At 63.6% G+C, this 22,694-nt stretch carries 22 protein-coding genes; 10 read left to right on the plus strand and 12 right to left on the minus strand.

Features of this window, described 5'->3' with window-relative positions; genetic code table 11:
- The first annotated feature begins 137 nt into the window (after window positions 1-137).
- Entirely contained in the window at window positions 138-1,166 is a 1,029-nt protein-coding gene (locus tag AWB65_RS08450) for a TRAP transporter substrate-binding protein (protein WP_087666725.1), read from the plus strand.
- Window positions 1,163-3,052, plus strand: a complete 1,890-nt coding sequence (locus AWB65_RS08455; protein ID WP_087666726.1) for a TRAP transporter large permease — start codon at window positions 1,163-1,165, stop codon at window positions 3,050-3,052. The genes AWB65_RS08450 and AWB65_RS08455 overlap by 4 nt, the downstream gene beginning before the upstream one ends.
- Before the next feature lie 1,163 nt (window positions 3,053-4,215).
- Here AWB65_RS08455 and AWB65_RS37620 read toward each other — a convergent pair.
- On the minus strand, window positions 4,216-4,950 hold the full coding sequence (locus tag AWB65_RS37620) for a hypothetical protein (protein WP_200821688.1): 735 nt from the start codon (window positions 4,948-4,950) through the stop codon (window positions 4,216-4,218).
- Between AWB65_RS37620 and AWB65_RS37625 the strand changes: the two genes are divergently transcribed.
- Window positions 4,928-6,139: a hypothetical protein gene (locus AWB65_RS37625; RefSeq protein ID WP_268808241.1), complete on the plus strand. Its 1,212-nt coding sequence runs from the start codon at window positions 4,928-4,930 to the stop codon at window positions 6,137-6,139. The two genes, AWB65_RS37620 and AWB65_RS37625, sit on opposite strands and share 23 nt — an antisense overlap.
- A 302-nt stretch (window positions 6,140-6,441) precedes the next feature.
- On the opposite strand, the gene AWB65_RS08475 is transcribed toward AWB65_RS37625, so the two are convergent.
- The 3 genes from AWB65_RS08475 to AWB65_RS08485 all read right to left on the minus strand — a co-directional run bounded on the left by AWB65_RS08475 (window position 6,442) and on the right by AWB65_RS08485 (window position 9,289).
- On the minus strand, window positions 6,442-7,275 hold the full coding sequence (locus AWB65_RS08475) for an SHOCT domain-containing protein (RefSeq protein ID WP_087666727.1): 834 nt from the start codon (window positions 7,273-7,275) through the stop codon (window positions 6,442-6,444).
- Between the two features lie 352 nt (window positions 7,276-7,627).
- On the minus strand, window positions 7,628-8,452 hold the full coding sequence (locus tag AWB65_RS08480; protein ID WP_087666808.1) for an alpha/beta hydrolase: 825 nt from the start codon (window positions 8,450-8,452) through the stop codon (window positions 7,628-7,630).
- 219 nt (window positions 8,453-8,671) lie between these two features.
- A complete protein-coding gene (locus tag AWB65_RS08485) occupies window positions 8,672-9,289 on the minus strand; it encodes a dihydrofolate reductase family protein (RefSeq protein ID WP_087666728.1) in 618 nt (205 codons plus the stop codon).
- A 296-nt stretch (window positions 9,290-9,585) separates the two neighbouring features.
- Here AWB65_RS08485 and AWB65_RS08490 point away from each other — a divergent pair, with 296 nt between their 5' ends.
- Complete coding sequence (locus AWB65_RS08490; protein WP_087666729.1) at window positions 9,586-9,828, plus strand: hypothetical protein; 243 nt, start codon at window positions 9,586-9,588, stop codon at window positions 9,826-9,828.
- 95 nt (window positions 9,829-9,923) lie between these two features.
- On the plus strand, window positions 9,924-11,186 hold the full coding sequence (locus AWB65_RS08495) for a multidrug effflux MFS transporter (protein ID WP_087666730.1): 1,263 nt from the start codon (window positions 9,924-9,926) through the stop codon (window positions 11,184-11,186).
- Here AWB65_RS08495 and AWB65_RS08500 read toward each other — a convergent pair.
- Window positions 11,098-12,099, minus strand: a complete 1,002-nt coding sequence (locus tag AWB65_RS08500; RefSeq protein ID WP_087666731.1) for a LysR family transcriptional regulator — start codon at window positions 12,097-12,099, stop codon at window positions 11,098-11,100. The genes AWB65_RS08495 and AWB65_RS08500 overlap by 89 nt on opposite strands.
- Window positions 12,100-12,240: 141 nt before the next feature.
- Here AWB65_RS08500 and AWB65_RS08505 point away from each other — a divergent pair, with 141 nt between their 5' ends.
- The 5 genes from AWB65_RS08505 (at window position 12,241) to AWB65_RS08525 (ending at window position 17,425) form a co-directional block, all read left to right on the plus strand.
- Window positions 12,241-13,179 carry a 2-hydroxyacid dehydrogenase gene (locus AWB65_RS08505; RefSeq protein WP_087666732.1) on the plus strand — a complete coding sequence of 313 codons (939 nt, stop codon included), beginning with the start codon at window positions 12,241-12,243 and terminating at the stop codon, window positions 13,177-13,179.
- Window positions 13,180-13,252: 73 nt separating this feature from the next.
- A complete protein-coding gene (locus AWB65_RS08510) occupies window positions 13,253-14,629 on the plus strand; it encodes an MFS transporter (RefSeq protein ID WP_087666733.1) in 1,377 nt (458 codons plus the stop codon).
- A 43-nt stretch (window positions 14,630-14,672) separates the two neighbouring features.
- A complete protein-coding gene (locus tag AWB65_RS08515; protein WP_087666734.1) occupies window positions 14,673-15,848 on the plus strand; it encodes a YncE family protein in 1,176 nt (391 codons plus the stop codon).
- A gap of 157 nt (window positions 15,849-16,005) precedes the next feature.
- Complete coding sequence (locus AWB65_RS08520; protein ID WP_087666735.1) at window positions 16,006-16,902, plus strand: fructose bisphosphate aldolase; 897 nt, start codon at window positions 16,006-16,008, stop codon at window positions 16,900-16,902.
- A gap of 145 nt (window positions 16,903-17,047) precedes the next feature.
- Window positions 17,048-17,425: a hypothetical protein gene (locus tag AWB65_RS08525; RefSeq protein ID WP_235007551.1), complete on the plus strand. Its 378-nt coding sequence runs from the start codon at window positions 17,048-17,050 to the stop codon at window positions 17,423-17,425.
- A 36-nt stretch (window positions 17,426-17,461) separates the two neighbouring features.
- On the opposite strand, the gene AWB65_RS08530 is transcribed toward AWB65_RS08525, so the two are convergent.
- The 7 genes from AWB65_RS08530 to AWB65_RS08560 form a co-directional block, all read right to left on the minus strand.
- On the minus strand, window positions 17,462-18,085 hold the full coding sequence (locus AWB65_RS08530; protein WP_087666736.1) for a superoxide dismutase: 624 nt from the start codon (window positions 18,083-18,085) through the stop codon (window positions 17,462-17,464).
- A gap of 33 nt (window positions 18,086-18,118) precedes the next feature.
- On the minus strand, window positions 18,119-18,610 hold the full coding sequence (locus AWB65_RS08535; RefSeq protein ID WP_087666737.1) for a DUF2753 family protein: 492 nt from the start codon (window positions 18,608-18,610) through the stop codon (window positions 18,119-18,121).
- Between the two features lie 124 nt (window positions 18,611-18,734).
- A complete protein-coding gene (locus tag AWB65_RS08540) occupies window positions 18,735-19,160 on the minus strand; it encodes a cupin domain-containing protein (protein WP_087666738.1) in 426 nt (141 codons plus the stop codon).
- A 77-nt stretch (window positions 19,161-19,237) separates the two neighbouring features.
- Complete coding sequence (locus tag AWB65_RS08545; protein ID WP_087666739.1) at window positions 19,238-20,053, minus strand: AraC family transcriptional regulator; 816 nt, start codon at window positions 20,051-20,053, stop codon at window positions 19,238-19,240.
- 23 nt (window positions 20,054-20,076) lie between these two features.
- Entirely contained in the window at window positions 20,077-21,009 is a 933-nt protein-coding gene (locus AWB65_RS08550) for a GlxA family transcriptional regulator (RefSeq protein ID WP_087666740.1), read from the minus strand.
- A gap of 22 nt (window positions 21,010-21,031) precedes the next feature.
- Entirely contained in the window at window positions 21,032-22,003 is a 972-nt protein-coding gene (locus tag AWB65_RS08555) for a nitrilase-related carbon-nitrogen hydrolase (RefSeq protein ID WP_087666741.1), read from the minus strand.
- 329 nt (window positions 22,004-22,332) lie between these two features.
- On the minus strand, window positions 22,333-22,644 hold the full coding sequence (locus AWB65_RS08560; RefSeq protein WP_087666742.1) for a DUF4148 domain-containing protein: 312 nt from the start codon (window positions 22,642-22,644) through the stop codon (window positions 22,333-22,335).
- Between the last annotated feature and the right edge of the window lie 50 nt (window positions 22,645-22,694).

A 22,694-nucleotide genomic window follows, 5' to 3' on the forward strand; every position in this document is an offset into this window, starting at 1 on the left:
AACAAGCCTCTTATATTTTGCACACGCAGGACCGGCAGCGCCTCGACAAGAGTCGAACAAGCGCCGCAACGTGCCGCGACGCCATACCTACAAAGTGGCGCGTGGGCGCGAAAGTTCATATAACAGGAGACAGCATCATGAGCACGTCGAACTCGCCGCGCCGCATCTCGCGACGCGCGGTGTTGAAGGCTGCGGCCGCCCTTCCGCTGGTAACGATATGGACCCGGCCTGCACGCGCCGCCGAGTTCACCTACAAGCTCGCTACCGGGCAATCCCTTAATCAGCCGATCAATGCGCGACTCAAGGAAGCCATCGACCGCATTCGCGAGGCGAGCAGCGGCAGGCTCGAGATCCGCTTCTTCCCCGCATCGCAACTCGGCTCGGACACGGACCTGCTGTCGCAGACGCGCTCGGGTGCCGTCGAATTCCTCAACATCTCGGGCTCGGTGATGTCGACCGTGATCCCGCTCGCGGCCATTACCAATCTCGGCTTTGCGTTCTCGGACTACGATCAGGTCTGGCGGGGCGTCGATGGCGATCTCGGCAAGATCATCCGCGCGCAGATCGACAAGAGCGGGTACGTGTCAGTGTCGAAGGCGGCGGACAACGGCTTCCGGCAGATCACCTCCGCCACGAAGCCGATCAAGGCGCCCGACGACTTGCGCGGCTACCGCATCCGCGTGCCGGTCTCGCCGATGTTCACGTCGCTCTTTCAGACGCTAGGGGCGAACCCTACGTCGATCAACTTCAACGAGCTCTACACCGCGTTGCAGACGCATCTCGTGGACGGTCAGGAAAACGGCCTCGTCACGATCGAAGCGGGCAAGCTGTATGAAGTGCAGAAGTACGTCGCCGAGACCAATCACATCTGGGACCCGTTCTGGCTGCTTGGCAACCCGCGCGCATTCAACGCGCTGCCCGACGATCTCAAGACGATCGTGAAACGCGAATTCGACCGGGCGAGTGTCGAGCAGCGCGCGGACGTCGCGCGATTGAATACGTCGCTGAAGTCGCAGCTTTCCAGCAAGGGGCTGACGTTCGTTCCCGCCGACAGGGACGCGTTCCGCGCAGCGCTCTCGAAGTCCGGCTTCTATACGCAATGGCGCGACAAGTTCGGCGCCAGCGCGTGGAGCGCCCTCGAAGCGGTGACGGGGAAAATATCATGAGCGCCGCGCACAACCTGGAGGTGCCGGGACCCTCGTTCGTGCGCGACGCGCACGGCGAGAGCGTCATCGAACGCTGGTTGCGTCGCGGGATCGAGGTGCTCGCGGCGGCGGCGGTCGTCGGCGAGGTGGCGCTGCTGTTCGTCGGCATCGTGGCGCGTGCTGTGTTTCATCAGCCGCTGATCTGGTCGGACGAACTCGCGTCCATCCTGTTCCTCTGGCTTGCGATGCTGGGCAGCGCGCTCGCGGTGCAGCGTTCGTGTCACATGCGGTTGACGTTCTTCGTATCACACATGACACCGCGCGCACAGGCGTGGGCCGAAACGCTGGCGGTCGCCGCTGCGGCTGCTTTCTTCGCGCTCGTGATGCATCCCGCATACGACTATGTGCAGGACCAGGCATTCGTGGAGACGCCGGCACTCGGCTGGTCGGGCTCGGTGAGAGCACTGGCGATTCCTTTCGGCTGTGCGGCGGCATTGGTCAGTTGCGGGCTGCGCCTCGCGCGGCACGACCGGCGACATATCGTCGGTGCGGTTGCGCTGATGGTGCTGATCGCGGGCGCCTGCTATCTCGCCAGGGCGCCGTTGACGCATATGGGGCAGGGCGCGTTACTGGTGTTCTTTGTCGGCGTGCTTGGAACGGCGGTGATGGCGGGCGTGCCGATCGCCTTCGCATTCTCGCTCGCGACGAGCGCCTATCTGCTGACGACGACATCGACGCCGCTCAGCGTCGTCGTCGGCCGCATGGACGAAGGCATGAGCACGCTGATCCTGCTCGCCGTGCCGATGTTCGTACTGCTCGGGCAACTCGTGCATGTGACGGGCGTGGCGCGCGTGATGGTTGCTTTTCTCGCGTCGCTGCTCGGTCACGTTCGGGGCGGCATGTCGTATGTGCTGCTCGGCGCGATGCTGTTGATCTCGGGCATCTCTGGATCGAAGACGGCCGATATGGCGGCTGTTGCGCCTGTGCTCTTTCCCGAGATGCGCAAGCGCGGGATGAAGGATGGCGAACTGGTGTCGCTGCTTGCCGCGTCCGGCGCGATGAGCGAGACGATTCCGCCGTCGCTGGTGCTGATCGCGATCGCGTCGGTGACCGGCATATCGATCGCGGCGCTTTTTACCGCGGGCATCTTGCCGGCGATCGTGCTTGCGTTCGTGCTCGGGGTCGTAGCGTGGTGGCGTGCGGGACGCGAGGAAGAAACGGATGAGAGCCGTGCGGGAGCGGTGAGGGCACCGTGGTCGCATGTGCGTCGCACGTTCGTGATCGCCTTGCCGGCGCTGTTGCTGCCGTTCCTGATTCGCAGCGCAGTGGTCGAAGGAATCGCGACCGCGACGGAGGTATCGACGATCGGTATCGCCTATTCGCTCGTCATCGGTCTCCTGATCTATCGCGGCGGCCTCAAGTGGAAAGCCGTCATGCCGATGCTGCTGCAGACGGCCGCTCTCTCCGGCGCGATTCTGTTCATCGTCGGGGCGGCGAGTGCGATGGGCTGGGCGCTGACACAGTCGGGTTTCTCGCACGACCTCGCCAGCATGATGACGAGAGTTCCAGGCGGTGCCGCTGGCTTCATGCTGGTGTCAATCGTCGCGTTCATCGTGCTTGGCAGCGTGCTCGAGGGCATTCCGGCCATCGTTCTGTTCGGACCGCTGCTGTTTCCGGTTGCGCATCAGCTCGGCATCCACGAAGTGCACTATGCGATGGTCGTCGTGCTCGCGATGGGACTCGGGGTCTTCGCGCCGCCATTCGGCCTGTGTTATTACGCGGCGTGCATCATCGGCGAGGTATCGCCGGAAGCGGGGCTCAGGCGGATATGGATCTATCTGGGCATGCTGCTCCTCGGGCTGATCGCGATCGCCTTCGTTCCCTGGATCTCTATCGGCTTTCTCTGACATATCGCGTACATGCGCGTTGAGAGCTAACCACACTTGCCGTTTGCGGCGGTGTGGTTTTGCCTTTTACGAGCGCTTGAACACCAACGGCCTGAAGCGAAATTCTTTAGCTCCCTCGGGCTTGGTTCCCTTTGTCCAAGCGATGCGTGCGCTTGCGAACAGAACCTACGAAGGCATTGCAGGACGCATGTTTATCCGTGTGACGTTGCTCGGATAAACCCTCATCGGTGGATAGGCATCGGCCTCGATTCTCGACATCCGAACGCCTCTCGATACTACGACTCGCCGCTTTTTCACCGCGAACAAGCGGCCGATCACATTTCTCGTAGATAACATTCTGTAAGGTAGTTGGGTATCCAAACTTTGAATGTCGCTTGAGGTTATCTGCGGCTATCAAGTGCTTCGACAAGCAAACGTTTTCTGTGGGGCACTGCACCCGAGAAAGCGCGCTTGCATGTGGTCTCGGTGGTGCATGCCACAGATGCGTTCGGCTTGGGCAGTCATTCTGCCGTCCAAGCCGTGTTCCTTTTTGAGCAAGAAAAGGAGGACGACATCACGACATGTTCACATCGGAGACATCTATGGGTGCCGCATACAAACGAGGCCTGAACATCAGCCTCAAGACAAGCTGCCTGATCCTCGCCACTGTTATCCCGGCGTTATCGATCGCACAGACCAACGCCGTGCAACCGAGCGCTGCAGCAGTCGCTCCTTGCTATCCGACCCAGGCCGATTGTGCGCGTGTCCAGATCACGCCTGCGTTGAGCACGATCACGCTCGCACAGGACGACATCCGTCGGGGCGCACCGGGTCAGCTTCTCGCCGCGTCCGGCGACGGCGATTCAGCAGCAGCGTACGGACCTGATGCGGGCGATGGCAGCACGAGCAGCGGCACGCCGCCTGTCGTCTTCATCGGTGGTGGCGGGACGAAGGCTGGTGGCGCTGTCAGCAGCGCGGGCAGCGCTGCGGGCAATGGCAGCGGCTCTGCTGGTGGTGGAGTTAGCGCGGGTACGTCGGGCGCCGGTTCGGCGGGGCATGGATCGACGGGCGGTGGCGCGTCGGGCGGTGGATCGACGGGCGGTGGATCGACGGGTGGTGGATCGACAGGCGGTGGCGCGTCGGGCGGTGGATCGACGGGCGGTGGTTCGACGGGTGGCGGTGATTCAGGCGGCGATGGATCGGGCGGTGGAGACGGCGGCGATGGTGGCGACAGCGGCGGCGGCCATGGGCATGGTCACGGCCACGGTCATGGTCACGGCGATGGCCACGGCCATGGCGATGGTGATGGCCACGGTCACGGCGATGGTGATGGGCACGGTCACGGCGATGGTGATGGGCACGGTCACGGCGATGGTGATGGGCACGGTCACGGCGACGGTCCTGGGCATGGTGATGGCCACGGTCACGGCGACGGTCCTGGGCATGGTGATGGTCACGGCCAAGGTCATGGTGATGGTCCTGGTCACGGCGATGGTCCCGGTCACGGCGATGGTCCCGGTCACGGCGATGGTCCCGGTCACGGCGATGGTCCCGGTCACGGCGATGGTCCTGGTCACGGCGATGGTCCCGGTCACGGCAATGGACCTGGTCACGGCGGTGGCGTGGGCCACGGCGGTGGGGAAGGTCACAGCGGTGGGGAAGGTCACAGCGGTGGTGAAGGCCACGGCGGTGGCGCGGGCCACGGCGGTGGGGAAGGTCACAGCGGTGGTGAAGGCCACAGCGGTGGCGAGGGGCACAGCGGTGGCGAAGGTCACAGCGGTGGCGAAGGTCACAGCGGTGGCGTAGGCAACGGCGGCGGAGAAGGCCACGGCGGCGGAGAAGGCCACGGCGGCGGCGAAGGCCACGGCAATGGCGGTAGCAGCGGCGGCGGCAACGGTGGCCCTGGTGGCAGCGGCCATGGCGCCGGCGCGGGTGGTGGTAGCGCAGGCGGCAGCGGCGCAGGCAACGGCCATGGCGGAGGTTCCGGCAATGGCGGCGCAGGTAACGGCGGCGCGGGCGGTAACGGCGGTGGCGCAGGTGGTGCGGGAGCAGGCGCAGGCGGTGGCCACGGCGGGGGTTCCGGCAGTGGCGGCGCGGGTGGTGGTGCTGGTGGCGGCAACGGCGGGGCCGGCAGTGGCGGTCATGGCGGCGGCGCAGGTAACGGTGGCGCAGGTGGTAACGGCGGCGGTGCTGGTGGTGCAGGCGCAGGTGCAGGTGCAGGCGGTGGTCATGGCGGAGGTTCTGGCAATGGCGGCGCAGGCGGTGGCGCTGGTGGCGGGAACGGCTCAGGTGGCGGCAACGGTGGATCTGGCAACGGCGGTCACGGCGGCGGCGCGGGTAACGGCGGCGCAGGCGGTAACGGTGGTGGTGCGGGTGGTGCAGGCGGTGGTCACGGTGGAGGTTCCGGCAGTGGCGGCGCGGGTGGTGGTGCTGGTGGCGGCAACGGTGGGGCCGGCAGCGGCGGTCATGGCGGCGGCGCAGGTAACGGTGGCGCAGGCGGCAACGGCGGTGGTGCTGGCGGGAACGGCGGCGCGGGCGGTGCAGGCGGTGGTAGCGCGGGCGGCAACGGAGGCGGTGCTGGTGGGGCAGGCGCAGGCGGTGGTCATGGCGGAGGCGCTGGAAGTGGCGGCCCGGGCGCCGGTGGCGGAAACGGCGGAGCCGGCGGCGGTGGTAAGGGCGGCGGCGGTGCGGGTGCCGGTGCAGGCGGCGCGGGTGGTGGCGCTGGTGGTGCCGGTGGCGGTAGCGGTTCAGGCGGCGGAAACGGCGGAGCCGGCGGTGGTGGCAAGGGCGGCGGCGGTGCGGGTGCCGGTGCCGGTGGCGGTGGCGGTAGCGGTTCAGGCGGTGGAAACGGCGGAGCCGGCGGTGGTAAGGGCGGCGGAAACGGCGGGGGTGCTGGTGCCGGTAACGGCGGCGCGGGTGCTGGCGGCGGCAATGGCGGACCCGGCGGACCCGGCAACGGCGGTCACGGCGGCGGCTTTGGCGGCGGCTTCGGCGGTGGCGGCTTTGGCGGCGGCTTCGGTGGCGGCGGACACGGCGGCGGCTATGGTGGTGGTTCCGGCGGTGGCGGCGGTCACGGTGGCGGCGGCTCGAGGTAATGTGACGAGCTAGCGTCGCTGTCGACGAGTGAGGCAGAAGGGACGATCGAAACACCTGATCGTCCCTTTTTCACGTTTACGCGGCAATAAGGACTGGCGGACACCATCCCGAGAAATGTCAGCGCCGAGAAGAAAGAATGGCTCGACTCCGGCGCACCGTCAGAAACCTTATGCGCCGAATTTTGGAGACGAGCGTTGTGATTTGCTATGAGGGGCTAGAGCGATCTGCGTGGAAGGCGCGACTTGCGGATTGCCGGCGGCACGTTTCAGCGAACTGCCCTTTGAGAACGGCCCGCGCCCGGACACTCGACTACCTCACAAACGGCCTAGCAACTCCGCCTTCTTGGCAGCGAACTCCTCATCGCTGAGAATCCCCTTCGCATGCAATTGATGGAGTTTTTCGATGGTGGCGAACACGTCGGCCTCGCGGGTGTCAGGCTGAGTGCTGGCGGGCTTATCCTGCATCGGTGACGATGCCGGTTGGGGGATTCCACCGTCCGAGACCACGGGCAGGCTTGCGACAGCAACGAGGCCGTGCTGGCTCGTGAAGGTGAGAGACCCGCCGCGGGACTGCTGTTGTGAGAAGCCGCTGATCTGGTGATCGAGCGTATCGTAAACTGTCGACTTGCCGTGTATTTCGATCGCCAGGCGCCTGGGCTGCGCGAAGAAGGCATAGCGGACGTCGTTTTGCGCGCCGGTGCTGTTGGGCCAGCCGAGATCGGCGGGCCACCAGTCGTCGGAGGTGCCGGGGGCGGCAGGAACAAACAGACTCGCCGGTCCGACCGGTCCCGCCGCTGTCTGCCGCTGGCTGCTGCCGCCGTCGTTTCCATGCTGCCCAGTCCCCTGGCTCTGCGACTGAAAGCTGCCGCTGCGAATCAGGTCGGGCTCATTCGCGATCAGGCGGGAGAGCTCGGAGCAGAGCGCCTCGACCCTCCCTTTCAGGTGGCTGTTGAACATGTCGGAGACCATGGTCATTCCGCCCCTCATCCACTGGCCGGAGCCGCCGAAGTCGGGGTGATCGAACTGGGCCATACTGCCGTTGCCGCGAATCACGGAGTCCAGCATGCTCGTCACGGCTTCCGTGCTGAACCCGTGTCGCTGGGCGAGTTCTTCGATCAATCGCTGGCCGGACGGGGTGAGTGTTCGCATGATGATCCTTTGACTGGGTGCGCGTTCGCTCGCGCCAGGATTCGGAATTCCGACGTTGTCGCTACCGCGCGATCATCGCACGGCCCGATGACGGACGCTGTCGCAAAGTCTGGCATCCAATCGGGACGATGAGCGCGATTCGATATTTCTCCGCGTCCCAGGGCGTCACGGCTTTTGCGTGCGACTTGCGGTATTCAAGTGAATGAGAGGGTGGCTTTCGCGGAACCGCGCCGGTTCGCCATGAGTGCGTGTGCATCGTCCGAATGCACGACGAGCAAGGCGCATTCCAGACCGACCACCGGCAATAGAACCGAAAGCCCGCTATCCAGCGTCGATCATCGAAATCGCATCTTCAATGCGCGTGAATGAAGGCGCTGACGTCCGCCAGAACCGGTGAGGCCGTGTTCGGCGCCGTCGAGAACGACTCGACAATCGTGTCGTGGCCGTACCCCGGATATTTTTTTAGTTCGACGACGTCGTGATGCGCGCGCAATGCGTCGGCGAAACGATCGCTGTTATGCGGATCGACGTCGGTATCCGCCGTGCCGGCGGCGAGCAACATCGGCGGCTCGTGACCGGTGACCAATGCAAGGGGGAGCGCCCGGTCGCGCAGTGCCGGCGGGAAGATCTCGTCCATGTGAGGGTCGCTCGTCGGGATCGCGGCGTACGGACCCGCGAGTCCGATCATCCCGGCAAGCGAGGTATTCGACATTCCCTGCGCGGCCAGGTAGCGCGGATCGGTCGCGAGCATCGCCGCCATGTGCGCGCCGGAGGAATGTCCCATGACGAAGATGCGCGAGGGGTCGCCGCCGAATTCGCGCACGTGATCGCGCGTCCAGCGCACGGCGGCGGCAGGGTCGTCGAGGAAGCCGGGAAAGACGGCGTCGGGATAGACCCGGTAGTCCGCCGCGATCGTGACGATGCCTCGCGCAGCGAGCGCTTCTGCGACGCCGCGCGACTCCGAGCGACGGCCGCTTTGCCAGGCTCCGCCGTAGAAATACACGACGACAGGGTAGCCCGCGCGCGCGCGGGGCTCGGGCACATAAACGTCGAGCCGTTGGCGGCGCCCCTTGCCATAGGCGATGCCGCCCGGATCATAGTGGCTGTGAACCCGATACGCGATAACGCCGACTGCGCAGGCGGCCAGTGACAGTGCAATGAACTTCCGTCTCGCCATGACACGCATGTCGCTATCGGTCCAGGGTTGTGATGCGAATAAACGGTTGCCGCGCACATGATTCTCGCAGCGTCGGGAGACTGGCGCGCGGTCGCGGGTATGACTTCAGTCGCCTCGCGCTCGACCGGAGATCGACCCGCTACTTCGCTATTAAACGATGCCTGAAAACGGCTGTACGTGCGGCAGGCATCGTTGAAGTCAACCTGCGACCTGATTGACTCAGTCGAACGTTCCTGTGCGCACCTCGCCGTTGCGCTGGTAGCGGGCAATCAGCACGCCGCGAGGCGTTGTGGTCGACTGCGCCAGAGTGAAGGCGGACGCCAGCGCGTCATCGCCGAACAAGCGCTTGCCGCGTCCAAGCAGGATGGGGAAAACCTGAAGCCGAAGCTCGTCGACCAGGCCGGCTGCGAGCAGTTGGCGCACCATGTCGCCGCTGCCGAACGTGAGCAGATCGGCGCCGTCCTGATGTTGAAGCGCACGTATCGCGTCGGCAGGATCGCCCTCCAGCGCATGACTGTTCTGCCAGTCGAGCGTATCCGGCCGATGCGTCGACACGTGCTTGCGTACGCCGTTGAACTTCTCGGCGATGGCGCGGCTGGCTGAATCGGCGGGTACGTGTGGCCAGTACGACGCGAATATGTCGTAGGTGCGACGCCCCAGCAGCAGCGCGAACGGCTGCGAGAGCAGGTCCTGCAAGTGCTGGCCGGTGGCTTCGTCCGCATAGGGAACGATCCAGCCACCGAAACGGAAATCGCCGCTGGGATCTTCTTCGGGGCCGCCAGGGGCTTGAAATACGCCATCCAGACTGATGAAAGCGGATACAACGAGCTTGCGCATGATGGGCTCCAGGTCGGCGGACCCGATCGGTCCATAGATACGACGGTCGAGCCGCGTCGGGATCGACAATCATCCCAGCGGTCTCTGCTTACTGCCGGCCTCGGCCTGAATCAATCGTCAACCCTGTTGCGACGACTGCAAGGCCTCCCTGCGTGGTCCCCCGTACGGAAGCCCCGCGCGCCCCCCATTATGCTGGCGACCAGCCGCTGGGTTTCCTTGACCGGCTCTCGCGGTCAGGCCTGCGGGTTATCCCCCGATTTCTCGCGGGCCGCCTACTCAAAAGAACAGGGGAGACCGTGAGGGACATCAAAACTTTCGTGTCGCAAATCACGATCAGCGACGACACCTACGCCAAGCTTCTGCGCGTAGGCGAAATCACGCAGCAGGACCCGCACGCGTGGGCCGATGCAATCCTGGCGAGGCTCGCCGCCGACGTGATCAAGACGGAGGGGAGCCGTGCTATCCGCATCCCCCGTCCGCATCGTTCGAGCTATCGAAACCTGAATGAAATGAGCGAGTGCGATTCAGCCGCCGATTGAGGGCGTCTCGCGCGGATTCGCCCGACGACAGGCACAATACGCGTCGATGACGCGGCACACGCGCTGCGTCGCTGCAATTCGCCCTCGACGCCTGAATGAACGACGACACTTCTTACCGCCCGGTCGCCGCGCCCATGCGCGCCGCCAATTCGCAGCGTTTCCTGCTGTTCCTGGTCTGCCTGTTCGCTTCGGCAGGGCAACTCGCCATCGACATCTACGTGCCCGCGCTTCCCGCGATGGCGCGCTTCTTCGAGACCTCGCCACAAGCGATTCAGTCGAGCGTTTCCGGCTACATGGCGGCGTATGCGCTGGGCCAGCTCGTCTTCGGGCCGATCGCCGATGCCTACGGAAGGAAGCCCGTGCTCGCCTTCGGGCTCGTGATCTTCACGATCGGCTGCCTGCTGTCGCTCGCCGCGCCGAACCTTGAGACCTTCCTTCTCGCGCGTGCCTTGCAGGGCTTCGGTATCGCGACGACGAATCTGCTTGCGAAAGCCATCATCACCGATTCGTTCAAGGGCATTGCGCTCCTGCATGCGTTCACGTACATGGCGATTGCATGGGGACTTGCGCCGATCATCGCGCCCGTGATCGGCGCGCATCTGCAGACGTGGTTCGGCTGGCAGGCGTGCCTTGTCTTCCTGCTGATCTATTCGATCGTGATGTGGGCGCTCGTCTGGCGGTATCGCGAGACCTTGCCGAAGCCCGTGCGCCTGGAGCCGCGCACGCTGATCGCCAATGCCGGCAGGGTGCTGTCGAGCCCGGTGTTTCAAAGCTGCTTCCTGGCGCAGGGCCTGTGCTACAGCATCTTGCTGGTCTTCAACATCATTGGACCGTTCATGGTGCAGAACACACTGCACAAGCCGCCGACTTATTTCGGCTACCTCGCGCTCGGCATCGGGATGATGTACTTCCTCGGCGGCATATCGAATCGCGTGCAGGGGGCGCGCTTGCCGACTGCCGAGCAGCGCCTTCTGATCTTCTCGCGCGTGATGGCGGCGAGTTCCGTCGTGATGCTCGTCCTTGCGCTGGCGGTCGGCCTGCGCGTCTGGACGCTCGCGACGCCCGTGCTTGTCATGGGTTTTTGCGCGGGCGCGATGTATCCGACCTTGATGGCCAAGGGCAACTCGCTCTTTCCGCACATCGCGGGGCTGACGAGCGCGATCCTCGGCTGCGCATTGCTGCTGGTGTCGTCGTTGATGATGGGGCTGGCAGGCTTTGTCTCAGTTCAGATACTGGCGCCGCTCGCGGCGTTCTTCGTGATTCTTGCGTTCACCGTCGTTTGGATGGTGACGAAGTTGCTGCGGCATCTGACGCAGATGCAGACGGAGACTGCGCAGCGTGGTGCTCAGGCGCTGTAGTTGAAGTTGAATCCAGCGTCGCGACGGCCGCAAAGTGAGCGACGGCAAAGCGGCGGAAGTTCTCCACAGCCGGGTCGTCCAGTTCCTCGCTCCACGCCAGATCGATGTTCGCGTACGCGTTCGTCGCCCAAAGCGGGCGGAACACGACATCGCTGAAACACAATTCCCGCGCCGACGCCGGCACGATGGCCACGCCGATGCCGGCCCGCACCAGCGCGACGATCGTATGCGTCTGGTCGATGAACTGCACGTAATCCGCCTGCACGCCGGCCGCCGCGAACAGACCGGCGATCCGGTCGTGGAAATACCTGCCACCCTCGGGTGAATACATCACGAACGGCGCGCCATCCAGATCCTTTGCGGCGATCCTTCGCCGTCTGGAAAGCGGGTCCGTCGCCAGCATCGCGAGCATGAGCGGCTCGCGCGCCACCGGACAGAACGCGAGCCCCTTCGTCGCGAACTGCGCGCGCATGATGCCCAGGTCGATTTCACGCGTTTCCAGCGCCTTGACCTGCTGCACCGACACCATCTCCTTCAACACGACCTTGATGCCCGGCAGATTCTTGCGCGCAGCGGACAGCAACTGCGGCATCAGGTAATAGCCCGACACGGCCGTGAACCCGAGCGTCACCTGGCCTTCGTCGCCGCGCGCGACCCGGCGCGCTGAGTCCGCCGCCTGAGTGGCGAGCCGCAGGATGCGCACGGCGTCGTGGTAGTACGCGCGCCCGGCGGGCGTCAAACGGACGCTGCGGCTGTTGCGGTCGAACAGGACCAGATCAAGCGCCTGTTCGAGGATCTGGATCTGCCGGCTGAGCGGCGGCTGCGTCATGAACAGACGCGCGGCGGCCCGCCCGAAGTGCAATTCTTCGGCGACCGCTACGAAACAGCGAAGGTGATTCAGTTCGACGATCATGTCAATTTGTGGATTGATCGATGCTTAATATAGCTTAGACCTTAATCGATCACCTGCCTATACTCGTCTTCAATCGAACGGGGAAGAAAGTCGCCCCAAGCCTCCCTTCACCCTGCAATCCCGCCCGCAAAAGGATTCCGCATGCCGTCCGACGTTCTGTTGATCAACCCCGTGCTTCCTTCGCTCGACAAGCAACTGAGCGCGCTCTACGCCGTCCACCGCTATTACGAACACGCCGACAAGGCTGGCTTTTTGCGCGAAGTCGGCGCGCAGATCAAAGGCGTGGTGACCGGCGGCGCAACGGGCATCAGCAACGAACTGATGGACGCGTTGCCCGCCTTGCGCATCGTGGCGGTCAACGGAATCGGCACCGATGCCGTCGATCTCGACCATGCGCGCGCCCGCGGCATCCACGTGTCGACGACGCCCGGCGTGCTCACCGACGACGTCGCCGATCTCGCCATCGGCCTGCTGATCTCCGCCTGCCGCGGCCTGTGCGTCGGCGACGCCTACGTGCGCGACGGCGAATGGGGCAAGTCCGGCTTGCCGCTCGCCCGCAAGTTCAGCGGCATGAAGGTGGGCATCGTGGGTCTCGGCCGCGTGGGCCGCGCCATCGCGACGCGCGCCGCCGCGTTCGGCTGCCCGATCGCTTACACGGACCTGAAGGCGATCGACGGCGTTCCGTACACCTTCGTCGCGAGTCTTCACGACCTCGCGACCCAGAGCGATGCGCTGGTGCTCGCGGCATCGGCGGATGAGGCTGAAGGGATCATCGATGCGAGCGTGCTCGATGCCCTCGGCCCCGACGGCTATTTGATCAACGTCGCGCGCGGCAAGCTCGTGAACGAAGCGGACCTGGTGCAGGCGCTCGCGGCGAAGCGCATCGCGGGCGCGGGCCTCGACGTCTTCGTCGACGAACCGAACGTGCCGGCCGAACTGCTCACGATGAAGAACGTCGTCGTGCAACCGCATCGCGCGAGTGCGACCGTGCAGACGCGCACCGCGATGGGCGACATCGTGCTTGCGAGCCTTGCCGCGAGCTTCGCTGGCCGCCGCCCCGAGACCAGCGTGACGCCGTGATGCATTGCCTCTGAGCGCCGCGCGCGCTCGTCCCGCCACGACACCATCCCCGAACAAAACAGGGAGGAGACACATGAAGAACCTCGATATCGCGACGTCCGCGCCGCCTGAAGCCACGAACGCCACGGCTCACGCAGCGGCCAAGGCCAAGGTCGGACATTTCCGCTACTACATCCTCGCGCTGATCTTTTTCGTCACGGTCCTGAACTACGCGGACCGCGCGACGTTATCGATTGCGGGTACGTTCGTCGCGAAGGATCTGGGCCTGTCGGCATCGGCGCTCGGCATCGTGTTCTCGGCGTTCGGCTGGGCGTACGCGATCGGCCAGATTCCCGGCGGCTGGCTGCTCGACCGCTTCGGCGCGAAACGGGTCTACGGTGCGAGCATCGCCCTGTGGTCCATCTTCACGATGACGCAGGGCACGGTCTCCCTCTTCGGCACGGCCGCCTCGGCGACCATCGCGCTCTTCATCATGCGATTCATGCTGGGACTCGTCGAATCGCCGGCGTTTCCGGGCAACGCGCGCGTCGTGGCGACCTGGTTTCCCACCGCCGAGCGCGGCACGGCAAGCGCGCTCTTCAATTCCGCGCAGTATCTGGCGGTCGTCGTCTTTACGCCGCTGATGGCATGGTTCACGCATGCGCTCGGCTGGCACCACGTGTTCTTTTTCATGGGCGGGCTGGGGATCGCGGCGGCGTGCGTCTGGTTCCTCGTAATGGACGACCCGCGCACGCATCCGCGCATGAGCCGCGACGAACTCGATTTCATCGCCGCGAACGGCGCGCTAGTCGGGCTGGATGCCGGCGCCGCCAAAGACCGCCGTCGCTTCACGCGGCGCGAGATCAGCACGCTGTTCACGAGCCGCATGCTGTGGGCGATCTACATCGGGCAGTACTGCATCACGGCGCTCACGTATTTCTTCATCACCTGGTTCCCGATCTATCTGATGAAGGAACGCGGCATGAACGTGATGACCGTCGGCATGGTCGCGGCGTTGCCAGCGATCTGCGGGTTCTCCGGAGGCATTCTCGGCGGCATGCTGTCCGACTTTTTGATCCGGCGCGGCGTCTCGGTTTCCGTCGCTCGCAAGATGCCGTTCATGATCGGCATGACGCTCGCGACGGTCGTCATGGCCGCGCCGTTCGCCGTGAGCAATACGGCCGTGGTCATCATCATGTCGCTGGCGTTCTTCGGGAAGGGACTCGGCGCGATCGGCTGGGCCGTCGTATCGGACGTGGCGCCGCGCGAGATGACCGGCTTGAGTGGCGGCGTGTTCAACGGGATCGGCAACACGGCGGGGATCGTGACACCGATCGTGATCGGCTATGTCGTTGCGAGCACGGGCTCGTTCGACCGGGCGCTGTGGTTCGTCGGCGCGCATGGGATCGTCGCGATCCTCGCATATGGCTTGCTTGCAGGGCGATTCAAGCGCATCGAGCTGAAAGCGTGATTCAAAAGCAGGCCGCGCCAGAAAACAACGATTGGAGACATCAATGAATCGCCATCTTCGCAAATGGGCGAGCGTCGTCGCCTTATGTGCCGCGACCCTCGGTTCGCCACTCATCGCCCGATCAGCGGCGTCCCAACTGATCCTGTCGAGCCAGGACGGTAAGGTCATGGTCGTCAATGGGGACACTAAAACGGTTGAGGGTCGTGACACCGTCGCGATCATCAAAGTGACCGGCCATCATGCTGAAGTGCTCACGGAGTTCGCCGTGCCCAATTCGGTCTTCGGTCCGCCGGAGTCGGTGGACACGACGCCGGACGGACGGCTCGCCCTCGTCACGGCCGGAGCGAAGAGGGACCCGGCGGACCCGAACAAGACAGCGCTCGACGATCTGGTCAGCGTCGTGGATCTGACCGAGAAGCCGCCGAAGGTCATCGATACCTTGCATGCCGGGCCCGCCGTCGGCGGCATATCGATCAGCCCCGACGGGACGCTGGCGATCGCGGCGTCGCGTTCGGACGGCTCGATTACCGTGTTCGGCATCGACGGCAAGAAGGTCACGCAGACCCAGAAGATTTCGCTCGGCGCGAATTCGGGCCCGGGCCACGTCGCGTTCACGCCGGACGGCAAGCGCGCGCTCGTCACGCGCGACGGCGACCATCGCGTGACGATCCTGGCGATTCAGGCAGGCAAAGTAGAAGTCACGAAGCGCGATGTGTTTCCCGGCCAGCGTCCCAATGGCATCGACGTGAGTGCGAAAGGCGACTTCGCGATCGTGTCGAACATCGGCAAAGGGCAGGGCGACACGGACACGGTCAGCCTGATCGATCTCACCGTCGAACCGCCGCGCGTCGTGGATACGGTGAGCGTCGGACAGACGCCCGAAGGCGTCGCGATCTCGCCGGATGGGAAGCTTGTCGGCGTGACGGTGATGAACGGCACGAACAAGGCAAGCGACTCGCCGTTTTATCATCGCGCGGGCAGTTTCGTGCTGCTGCGCGTTGCGGACAAGAAACTGGCGCGCGTGAACGACGTGCCGACCGGTGGCTGGACTCAGGGCGTGGCGTTCACACCCGATGGAAAGACGGTGCTCGTTCAGAACACGATGCAGAAGCAGATCGAAGTGATTGCGATCAGCGGTGGCCGCGCCGCCGACACAGGCCAGCGACTCCAGTTCGATGCCGCGCCCGGCGGCCTGCGGACGATGCATGCGCCGCAGTAAGGGGTGCCGCCACGGCACCATTCCTCCCTCACGATCCGACCCTTGCGCCCGATGTGAGAATATGCGCACACAAGTCGCGTCTCAAAAACGGTAAACTAACTGCAGGGATCGTGCTCGCGCGCGTTCCAACGCTTTTTACATAAGGAGGGACAGGTTCGTGGCTAACGAAAAAATGCTGGCGCAAATGGCCGAGAAACAGGGTTTCATCGCGGCTCTGGATCAAAGCGGCGGTTCGACGCCTGGCGCGCTGCGGCAGTACGGTATTGCGGAAGACGCCTACAACGGCGACGCCGAGATGTTCAAGCTGATGCATGAAATGCGCGTGCGCATCATCACGGCGCCCTCGTTCACGGGAGAGAAGGTGATCGGCGCGATCCTCTTCGAAGCCACCATGGATGGTCAGGCGAACGGCAAGCCCGTGCCTGCGTTCCTGTGGGAAGACAGAGGCGTGGTGCCGTTCCTGAAGGTCGACAAGGGCCTCGAAGCGGAAGCCGACGGCGTTCAGCTCATGAAGCCGAATCCCGGTCTCGACGCGCTGCTGGAACGCGCGGCCAAGCTCGGCATCTTCGGCACGAAGATGCGCTCGGTGATCCATCAGGCGGACGAGAAGGGCATCGCCGCCGTGGCAAAGCAGCAGTTCGAAGTGGGTGCGCAGATCATCGGACACGGTCTCGTGCCGATTCTCGAACCCGAAGTGTCGATCAAGAGCCCGGACAAGAAGGGCGCGGAAAAGATCCTGCGCGATGAATTGCTGAAGGGCCTGGACGCGTTGCCGGAATCGAGCCAGGTGATGATCAAGCTGACCATTCCCGACGAAACGGATCTTTATCTTCCGCTGATCGAGCATCCGCGTGTCGTGCGCGTGGTGGCGTTGTCGGGCGGCTATTCGCGCAGCGACGCGTGCAAGCGTCTTGCCGAAAACCACGGCATGATCGCGAGCTTCTCGCGCGCGCTCATCAACGAGCTGAAGAAGTCGATGAGCGACGAGGAGTTCAACAAGACGCTCGCCGATTCCATCGACGAAATCTACGGCGCGTCGGTCGAGAAGGTCTGACGCTTCGACGTGGTTCAAGCGCGCCGTCCAGTTGACGGCGCGTTTTATTTTCAGCCGACGTATTCCTCTGCTCATTGCCGCAAGAGTCCCGGGCGGCGGATAGCCCTCATTGCCAGAAGGAACGATCCGCGTCTCAGGCGGTCGTATGGCTGATGACACCGCAGCGGGAGATGTGATGCAATTCGACAAGCAGCAAGAGAAACTTGGCCGCAGTAACGCGAACCTTGGCCTGGGTGGACCGGGCTTGCCAAGGAAGATCCTGACGATCGTAGTGGGTGCGGCGCTGCTGGTTGCGGCCGTGATGGTATCGCTGCTCATGCTGGCCGTCGTGCTGGCCGTGGGCGTGGTGATAGGCGGCTACTTCTGGTGGAAAACGCGCGATCTGCGCAAGCAGATGCGGGCGCGGATGGACGAGCAGATCAACGAGCGGATGCACCAGCCGACGCACGAAAGGCCCGGCGAGCGAGTGGTCAAAAGCGGCGAAATCGAGGACGTCGAGTTCGAAGACAAGACCCGGCATTGACAGAAAGAAGTGGGGGAAATCTCCCCCACTCATCGTTTACTTCTTTGCTTCGGCATACCGCCGAGAGACTTCCTTCCAGTCGATGACATTGAAGAACGCGGCGATATATTCCGGCCGGCGGTTCTCATACTTCAAGTAGTACGCGTGCTCCCACACGTCGAGGCCGAGAATCGGCGTATTGCCGGAGCCGATGGCAGTCATCAACGGACTATCCTGATTGCCCGTGCTCTCGACGGCAAGCTTGCCGCTCGCGTCGACGCTCAGCCATGCCCAGCCGCTGCCAAACCGCGTGAGCGCGGCTTTGATGAAGGCGTCCTTAAAAGCATCGAATCCTCCGAGGTCGGCATCGATTGCCTGCGCGACTTCGCCTTCCGGCTTGCCGCCACCTTGCGGCGACATGATCGTCCAGAAAAGACTATGGTTCGCATGCCCGCCGCCGTTGTTGCGCACGGGTGTGCGAACCGTTTCGGGCAGCGAGTCGATTTGCGCGATCAATTGTTCGATGGGCAGGTTCGCGTGCTCGGAGTTTTCCAGGGCGGCGTTGAGGTTATTGACGTAAGTCTGATGATGCTTCGTGTAGTGCACTTCCATCGTGCGCGTGTCGATGTTCGGTTCGAGCGCATCGTATGCGTAAGGCAAGGGAGGCAGTGAATAAGCCATTTGCGAATCTCCTTTTTCTGACGATGAGAGGAATCAATGCCGGGCCGGGCCGCTGGCGGAAAGCGCCAGACTGGCGTCGTCGAGGGTCCGTGCAATGAGGGGATGCTGCCCATAACGGGCGAGGTGACGAATCAGTGCCACGTGGGTTTCGCGGCTGTGACGCAGGGCGATCCGCCGAAACGTGGCGGTACGCTCCGCGCTAAGTGTCAGCGCGATCAGGAATTCGTGGGCTTGGCAGAGCAGGCGCGCGGCGGCGTCGCGATTGCCTTGGTCTGCGTGAAGATCGGCGAGGTTGTGGTGAGAGACGACGAGCGCCGCGATGCAGTCTTCGTCGCGCCCGGGCGGAGGCGCTTCGATGAGGCGGCGCGCAATGGTCAGCGCGTGCTCGTAAGCGGTGAATGCCGTTGCTTGTTGCTGTTTGCTTGCGGAATTCATGCCCTGCCGCGTGAGTTCTTCCCAAAGCGGAAGACTCGGGCCGTTGGCGACCGGGTTGTCAACGGCTGAGTGTTGAATCCTCTCGTGCATGACGCCGGCTCCTGTGCAAGAGCCCTTTGCGTCGACCGGAATGCCTGCGTACTCGGGTTGATCAATGATAACCAGTATCGGATGACTCTGCACGCGGGTCGCTTTTATCGCCGCTAAAGCGACATCAAATCCACTGGTCGTTTTCTACGGTACGCCCGTTCGTTGCACCGTCGCCCGTGTTGAGCACGCCTCGCGGCTCGATCAGCAGCAGCTTCACTTCCGCGTCGGCGCAGGGCTTGTGTTCGATGCCCTTCGGGACGACGGCCATCTGGCCGGGGCGCAGCACGATCGAACCGTCGCCCGACGGCCCGTCGCGAAAGTCGATGCGCAACTCGCCTTCGAGCACGATGAAGGTTTCGTCGGTGTCGGAATGCCGATGCCAGACGAACTCGCCTTTCACCTTCACGACCTTGAACTGGTAGTCGTTCATCTCGGTGACGACGCGTGGTTGCCAGTGACCATCGATCTGCGCGATCTTGCTGACCAGGTCGATGCTCTGGCACTGGCCGCGCCCGGCTGGCAGGCTAAAGTGGCTTGAGGTTTGGGACATCGTTAGCTCCGTTCAAAGGTCGATGCGTCCAGGGTACGCATGCTCTTTGCGGCCGTATTGAACGATCGTGGGTGTTTTCAGGCGCCCGCAATCTGGAGCCAACGCCCCGGCGTCAGCCCGAAAGCCTTTGCGAAGTGTCGGGTCATGTGGCTTTGATCGGCGAAACCCGCCGCCGCTGCGGCGTGAGCGAGCGAGGTGCCAGCGAGCAGCATGCGGCGCACGGCATCGAGCCGCCGCATCGTCAGGTAACGGTATGGACTCGTGCCGAAGAACAGGCGAAAGTCGTTCGACAGACTCCATCGATCGCGGCTCGTCACTGCCTCGAGTTCGTCGAGCGTAACGATGCGCGCGCAATTCGCGTGCAGGTACTCGCGCGCACGCCGCGCCGCGAGGAAGTCGCCTTTCGGGCGCCTCACTGGCGTGCCGGCAACCGCGGCAAGCGCGTGCGCCAGTTCGGCGAGCGCATTGCTCTGTTCGAGCGGCTCGATCGTGTACCCGACATTCTGCAGCAACGTCGAGGTCGCCGCTGCCAGGCGCGGATCGCTCGTCACGCCTCCTTCGAGGAACGGCAGTTCGCGTCCGCCGAGCGCGTCTTGAAAGAGCGCGGGTTCGACGTAGATCATCCGGTACTGGAACCCTTCGTCGGTGCCGGCCTGGCCGTCGTGAGCCTCGTCCGGATGCAGGACGAGCGTGTTGCCCGGCAGGCTGTCCCGCTGGCTGCGCCGATAATTGAAGCTCTGGACACCCGCGAGCGTGCGGCCGATCGCGTAGGTATCGTGGCGGTGCATCGCATACGCGTTGCCGTGAAAGCACGCCTCGATGCGCTCGATGCCTTCTATCGGCTCGGCGCGCTTCACCCAGTTACGGGACGGGAGCGGTGTTTGTCGGTTCATGATCGATGGCCGTGGATGCGTGCTCAAGCGCGGCTTGCCCGCTGAATGACTTGTGGCGGCTGACCGAAAGCGCGCACGAACGCGCGGCGCATCCGTTCCCGATCCCCGAAGCCGGTCTCTCTCGCGATGCTGTCGACGGTCCGGTAACCGCCTTCGATCAGCAGCCGGGCGGTTTCCAGACGCAAGTTTTCGATGGCCTTTGCCGGAGACTGGCCGGTCTCCGTCTGGAACACCCGACGGAATTGCCGAGGACTCAAATTGGCGATTCGCGCCAGATCATCGACGGATAGCTCGGACTTCAGATTGTCCTTTGCGTAGATCAGCGCGGCCTGTATCCGGTCGGTCCTGGGTTGAATTTCCAGCATCACCGAAAACTGCGATTGCCCGCCCGCCCGACGGTGATAGAGGACCAGTTGCTTGGCGACGCGGCGCGCGACGTCGTGCCCCAGGTCCTGCTCCACCAAGGCGAGCGCCAGGTCGACACAGGCGCTCATGCCGGCCGACGTCCAGACCTTTCCGTCGTTGATGAAAATGCGATCCTCTTCTACCTTCACCTTCGGAAAGAGACTCTGGAAAGCGCGTGCACTTTCCCAGTGGGTCGTCGCTCGCCGTCCATCGAGCAAGCCCGCTGCAGCAAGAATGTAGGCACCCGTGCAGATAGACCCGATACGCCGGGTCGACGGCTCGGCTTCACGCAAATAGTTGACCAACGCAGGCGACGCCCGCACTTCGCGGTTATAGCCGGTGACGATAAGGGTGTCGAAGGGTTGCTTGACCAGCGGTTTCGTGTCGATCCCGAATCCGGCCGATGTCTGCACGAGCCCTCCATGCTCCGATAGCAGACTGATTTCGTAAGCCCGCTTGCCAACCGCACTGTTCGCGAGTTCGAAGGCCGAGCACATCGATAGCCCCAGGACCTGAAAGTCGGGATAAAGAATAAGGCCTACGTGGTGCATGACGCCTCCGACACGTGAACGCTTAGACAACGGTTTCCTCATTCACGACCGCTTCGAGCTTCGGCCGCGCATTGCGCTCCTCGACGTGAGAGCGTGGCGTGCGGTCGATCGAAAGGCTCAGGAGCTCGGGACGGCTATAGTGGCCGCGCGAATCCATCTGACGCTTGCGCTTGTCGATCTTCCACAGATCCAGGTCCGCGATCACTTCACCCTCGCCTTCGGTCAGGGAGCCGAGTATCTCGCCTTCGGGATCGATGATCGCGGTGAAGCATCCGCCGGAGATCGGTTCGATCGGGCAACCCGTGTCGGCCATGATCTGTGCCTGTTGCTCCGGATAGAGCCATGCGGTTGAATTGACGACGAAGCAGGCCGATTCCAGCGCATGCATGCGAATGCTGACTTCCATTTGCCGCGTGAAGAGATCGCCGGCAAACGAGCCAGGATACATCGACGCATGGATCTGCTCGCCATCGGCCATCAGCGCGTAGCGGGCCAGCGGGTTGTAGTGCTCCCAGCAGGCGAGTTGGCCGATCCGGCCAACGGCGCTATCGACCGCCTTGAGACCGGAACCGTCACCCATGCCCCAGATCATGCGCTCGTGATAGGTCGGAGAAATTTTCCGGCGCCGCTGGATCAGCGTGCCATCGGCATCGAAGAGCAACTGGGTGTTGTAGAGCGACCCGCCATCGCGCTCGTTGACGCCGATCGACACCACCATGTTCGCTTGCGCCGCCGCCTTGCCGATCGCATCGGTGGTCGCGGAGGGAACGGTCACGGCCTGCTCCAGTAGCTTGTAGTGCTCGGCGCCCATCTGGAAGGGCGTCTGCACGAATGAGAAATAAGGGTAATAGGGCACCACCGTCTCCGGGAAGACGGCGAACTGCACACCTTTCTTGCCCAGTTCGAGAATTTTCTGCACGACTTTTTCGACGGTGCCTTCGCGGCTGTACAAGACGGGGGAAATCTGGACTGCGGCGGCTTTGATGACGGTCATGATGGTGTTCCTCGGTGGTTTCGCGGATTCGATGAATACGAGATTACACACACCGGTGAGTGTCCGTAGGTCGAGGGTACACCTTTTTCGGTCATCGCTGCGTGCGACCGGCAGGGAATCGAAACGTGCGACATGAGTGCGCACTTCGCGATGATTCGCGATGCAACTAACTGACGTTTCGCGGCTCTGAGGCCGGTCCTGTGTCGGGCAAGCCGCTCGCCGTGTTTGTCATTGGCATCGACGCCTTCGCACCCTGGCGTGACAGGGTTTAGTCGGCGACTACCCGAGATCCGTAGCTCAGGCAGTCGACGACAACACATCGAAGCACATCAAGGCGCCGACGCCCCTTGCTTCTTCGCGTCCGCTTTTCGTTGAGCGTTTTGAAGGTTCTGCGGGTAATCGGTCTGATTTCCGGCGGGTTTATACCCGTTCTTCTCAAGTTCACTCAACTCCGCATTGTTTTTCGCGCGCTGCGCTTTTCGATCGGTCTTCCGCTGAGCCTTTTGCGCCTGCTTGGACGTAGCAGCGCTGGCCGCAGCGGCTTGCTCATCGGCAGCATGAACCGACGATACTGGTATCGAGATGAGGCACAACGAAACACTTGCGGAAATCACGCGGACAATCAGTTCGCTGCGTTTCATGTCTTCGCTCCTGGGATGATTGTGACGGCGTTAGCTGTCATCTACGTTTT

The sequence above is a fragment of the Caballeronia humi genome, assembly GCF_001544475.1.
GTDB lineage: Bacteria > Pseudomonadota > Gammaproteobacteria > Burkholderiales > Burkholderiaceae > Caballeronia > Caballeronia humi.

Bases quoted from the DNA above. Each gene is read 5' to 3' on its own strand.
- AWB65_RS08450 (WP_087666725.1), top strand. From the start codon at position 138: ATGAGCACGTCGAACTCGCCGCGCCGCATCTCGCGACGCGCGGTGTTG.
- AWB65_RS08455 (WP_087666726.1), top strand. From the start codon at position 1,163: ATGAGCGCCGCGCACAACCTGGAGGTGCCGGGACCCTCGTTCGTGCGC.
- AWB65_RS37620 (WP_200821688.1), bottom strand. From the start codon at position 4,950: ATGGCCGCTGCCACCAGGGCCACCGTTGCCGCCGCCGCTGCTACCGCC.
- AWB65_RS08475 (WP_087666727.1), bottom strand. From the start codon at position 7,275: ATGCGAACACTCACCCCGTCCGGCCAGCGATTGATCGAAGAACTCGCC.
- AWB65_RS08480 (WP_087666808.1), bottom strand. From the start codon at position 8,452: ATGGCGAGACGGAAGTTCATTGCACTGTCACTGGCCGCCTGCGCAGTC.
- AWB65_RS08485 (WP_087666728.1), bottom strand. From the start codon at position 9,289: ATGCGCAAGCTCGTTGTATCCGCTTTCATCAGTCTGGATGGCGTATTT.
- AWB65_RS08495 (WP_087666730.1), top strand. From the start codon at position 9,924: ATGAACGACGACACTTCTTACCGCCCGGTCGCCGCGCCCATGCGCGCC.
- AWB65_RS08500 (WP_087666731.1), bottom strand. From the start codon at position 12,099: ATGATCGTCGAACTGAATCACCTTCGCTGTTTCGTAGCGGTCGCCGAA.
- AWB65_RS08505 (WP_087666732.1), top strand. From the start codon at position 12,241: ATGCCGTCCGACGTTCTGTTGATCAACCCCGTGCTTCCTTCGCTCGAC.
- AWB65_RS08510 (WP_087666733.1), top strand. From the start codon at position 13,253: ATGAAGAACCTCGATATCGCGACGTCCGCGCCGCCTGAAGCCACGAAC.
- AWB65_RS08515 (WP_087666734.1), top strand. From the start codon at position 14,673: ATGAATCGCCATCTTCGCAAATGGGCGAGCGTCGTCGCCTTATGTGCC.
- AWB65_RS08525 (WP_235007551.1), top strand. From the start codon at position 17,048: ATGGCTGATGACACCGCAGCGGGAGATGTGATGCAATTCGACAAGCAG.
- AWB65_RS08530 (WP_087666736.1), bottom strand. From the start codon at position 18,085: ATGGCTTATTCACTGCCTCCCTTGCCTTACGCATACGATGCGCTCGAA.
- AWB65_RS08535 (WP_087666737.1), bottom strand. From the start codon at position 18,610: ATGCACGAGAGGATTCAACACTCAGCCGTTGACAACCCGGTCGCCAAC.
- AWB65_RS08540 (WP_087666738.1), bottom strand. From the start codon at position 19,160: ATGTCCCAAACCTCAAGCCACTTTAGCCTGCCAGCCGGGCGCGGCCAG.
- AWB65_RS08545 (WP_087666739.1), bottom strand. From the start codon at position 20,053: ATGAACCGACAAACACCGCTCCCGTCCCGTAACTGGGTGAAGCGCGCC.
- AWB65_RS08550 (WP_087666740.1), bottom strand. From the start codon at position 21,009: ATGCACCACGTAGGCCTTATTCTTTATCCCGACTTTCAGGTCCTGGGG.
- AWB65_RS08555 (WP_087666741.1), bottom strand. From the start codon at position 22,003: ATGACCGTCATCAAAGCCGCCGCAGTCCAGATTTCCCCCGTCTTGTAC.
- AWB65_RS08560 (WP_087666742.1), bottom strand. From the start codon at position 22,644: ATGAAACGCAGCGAACTGATTGTCCGCGTGATTTCCGCAAGTGTTTCG.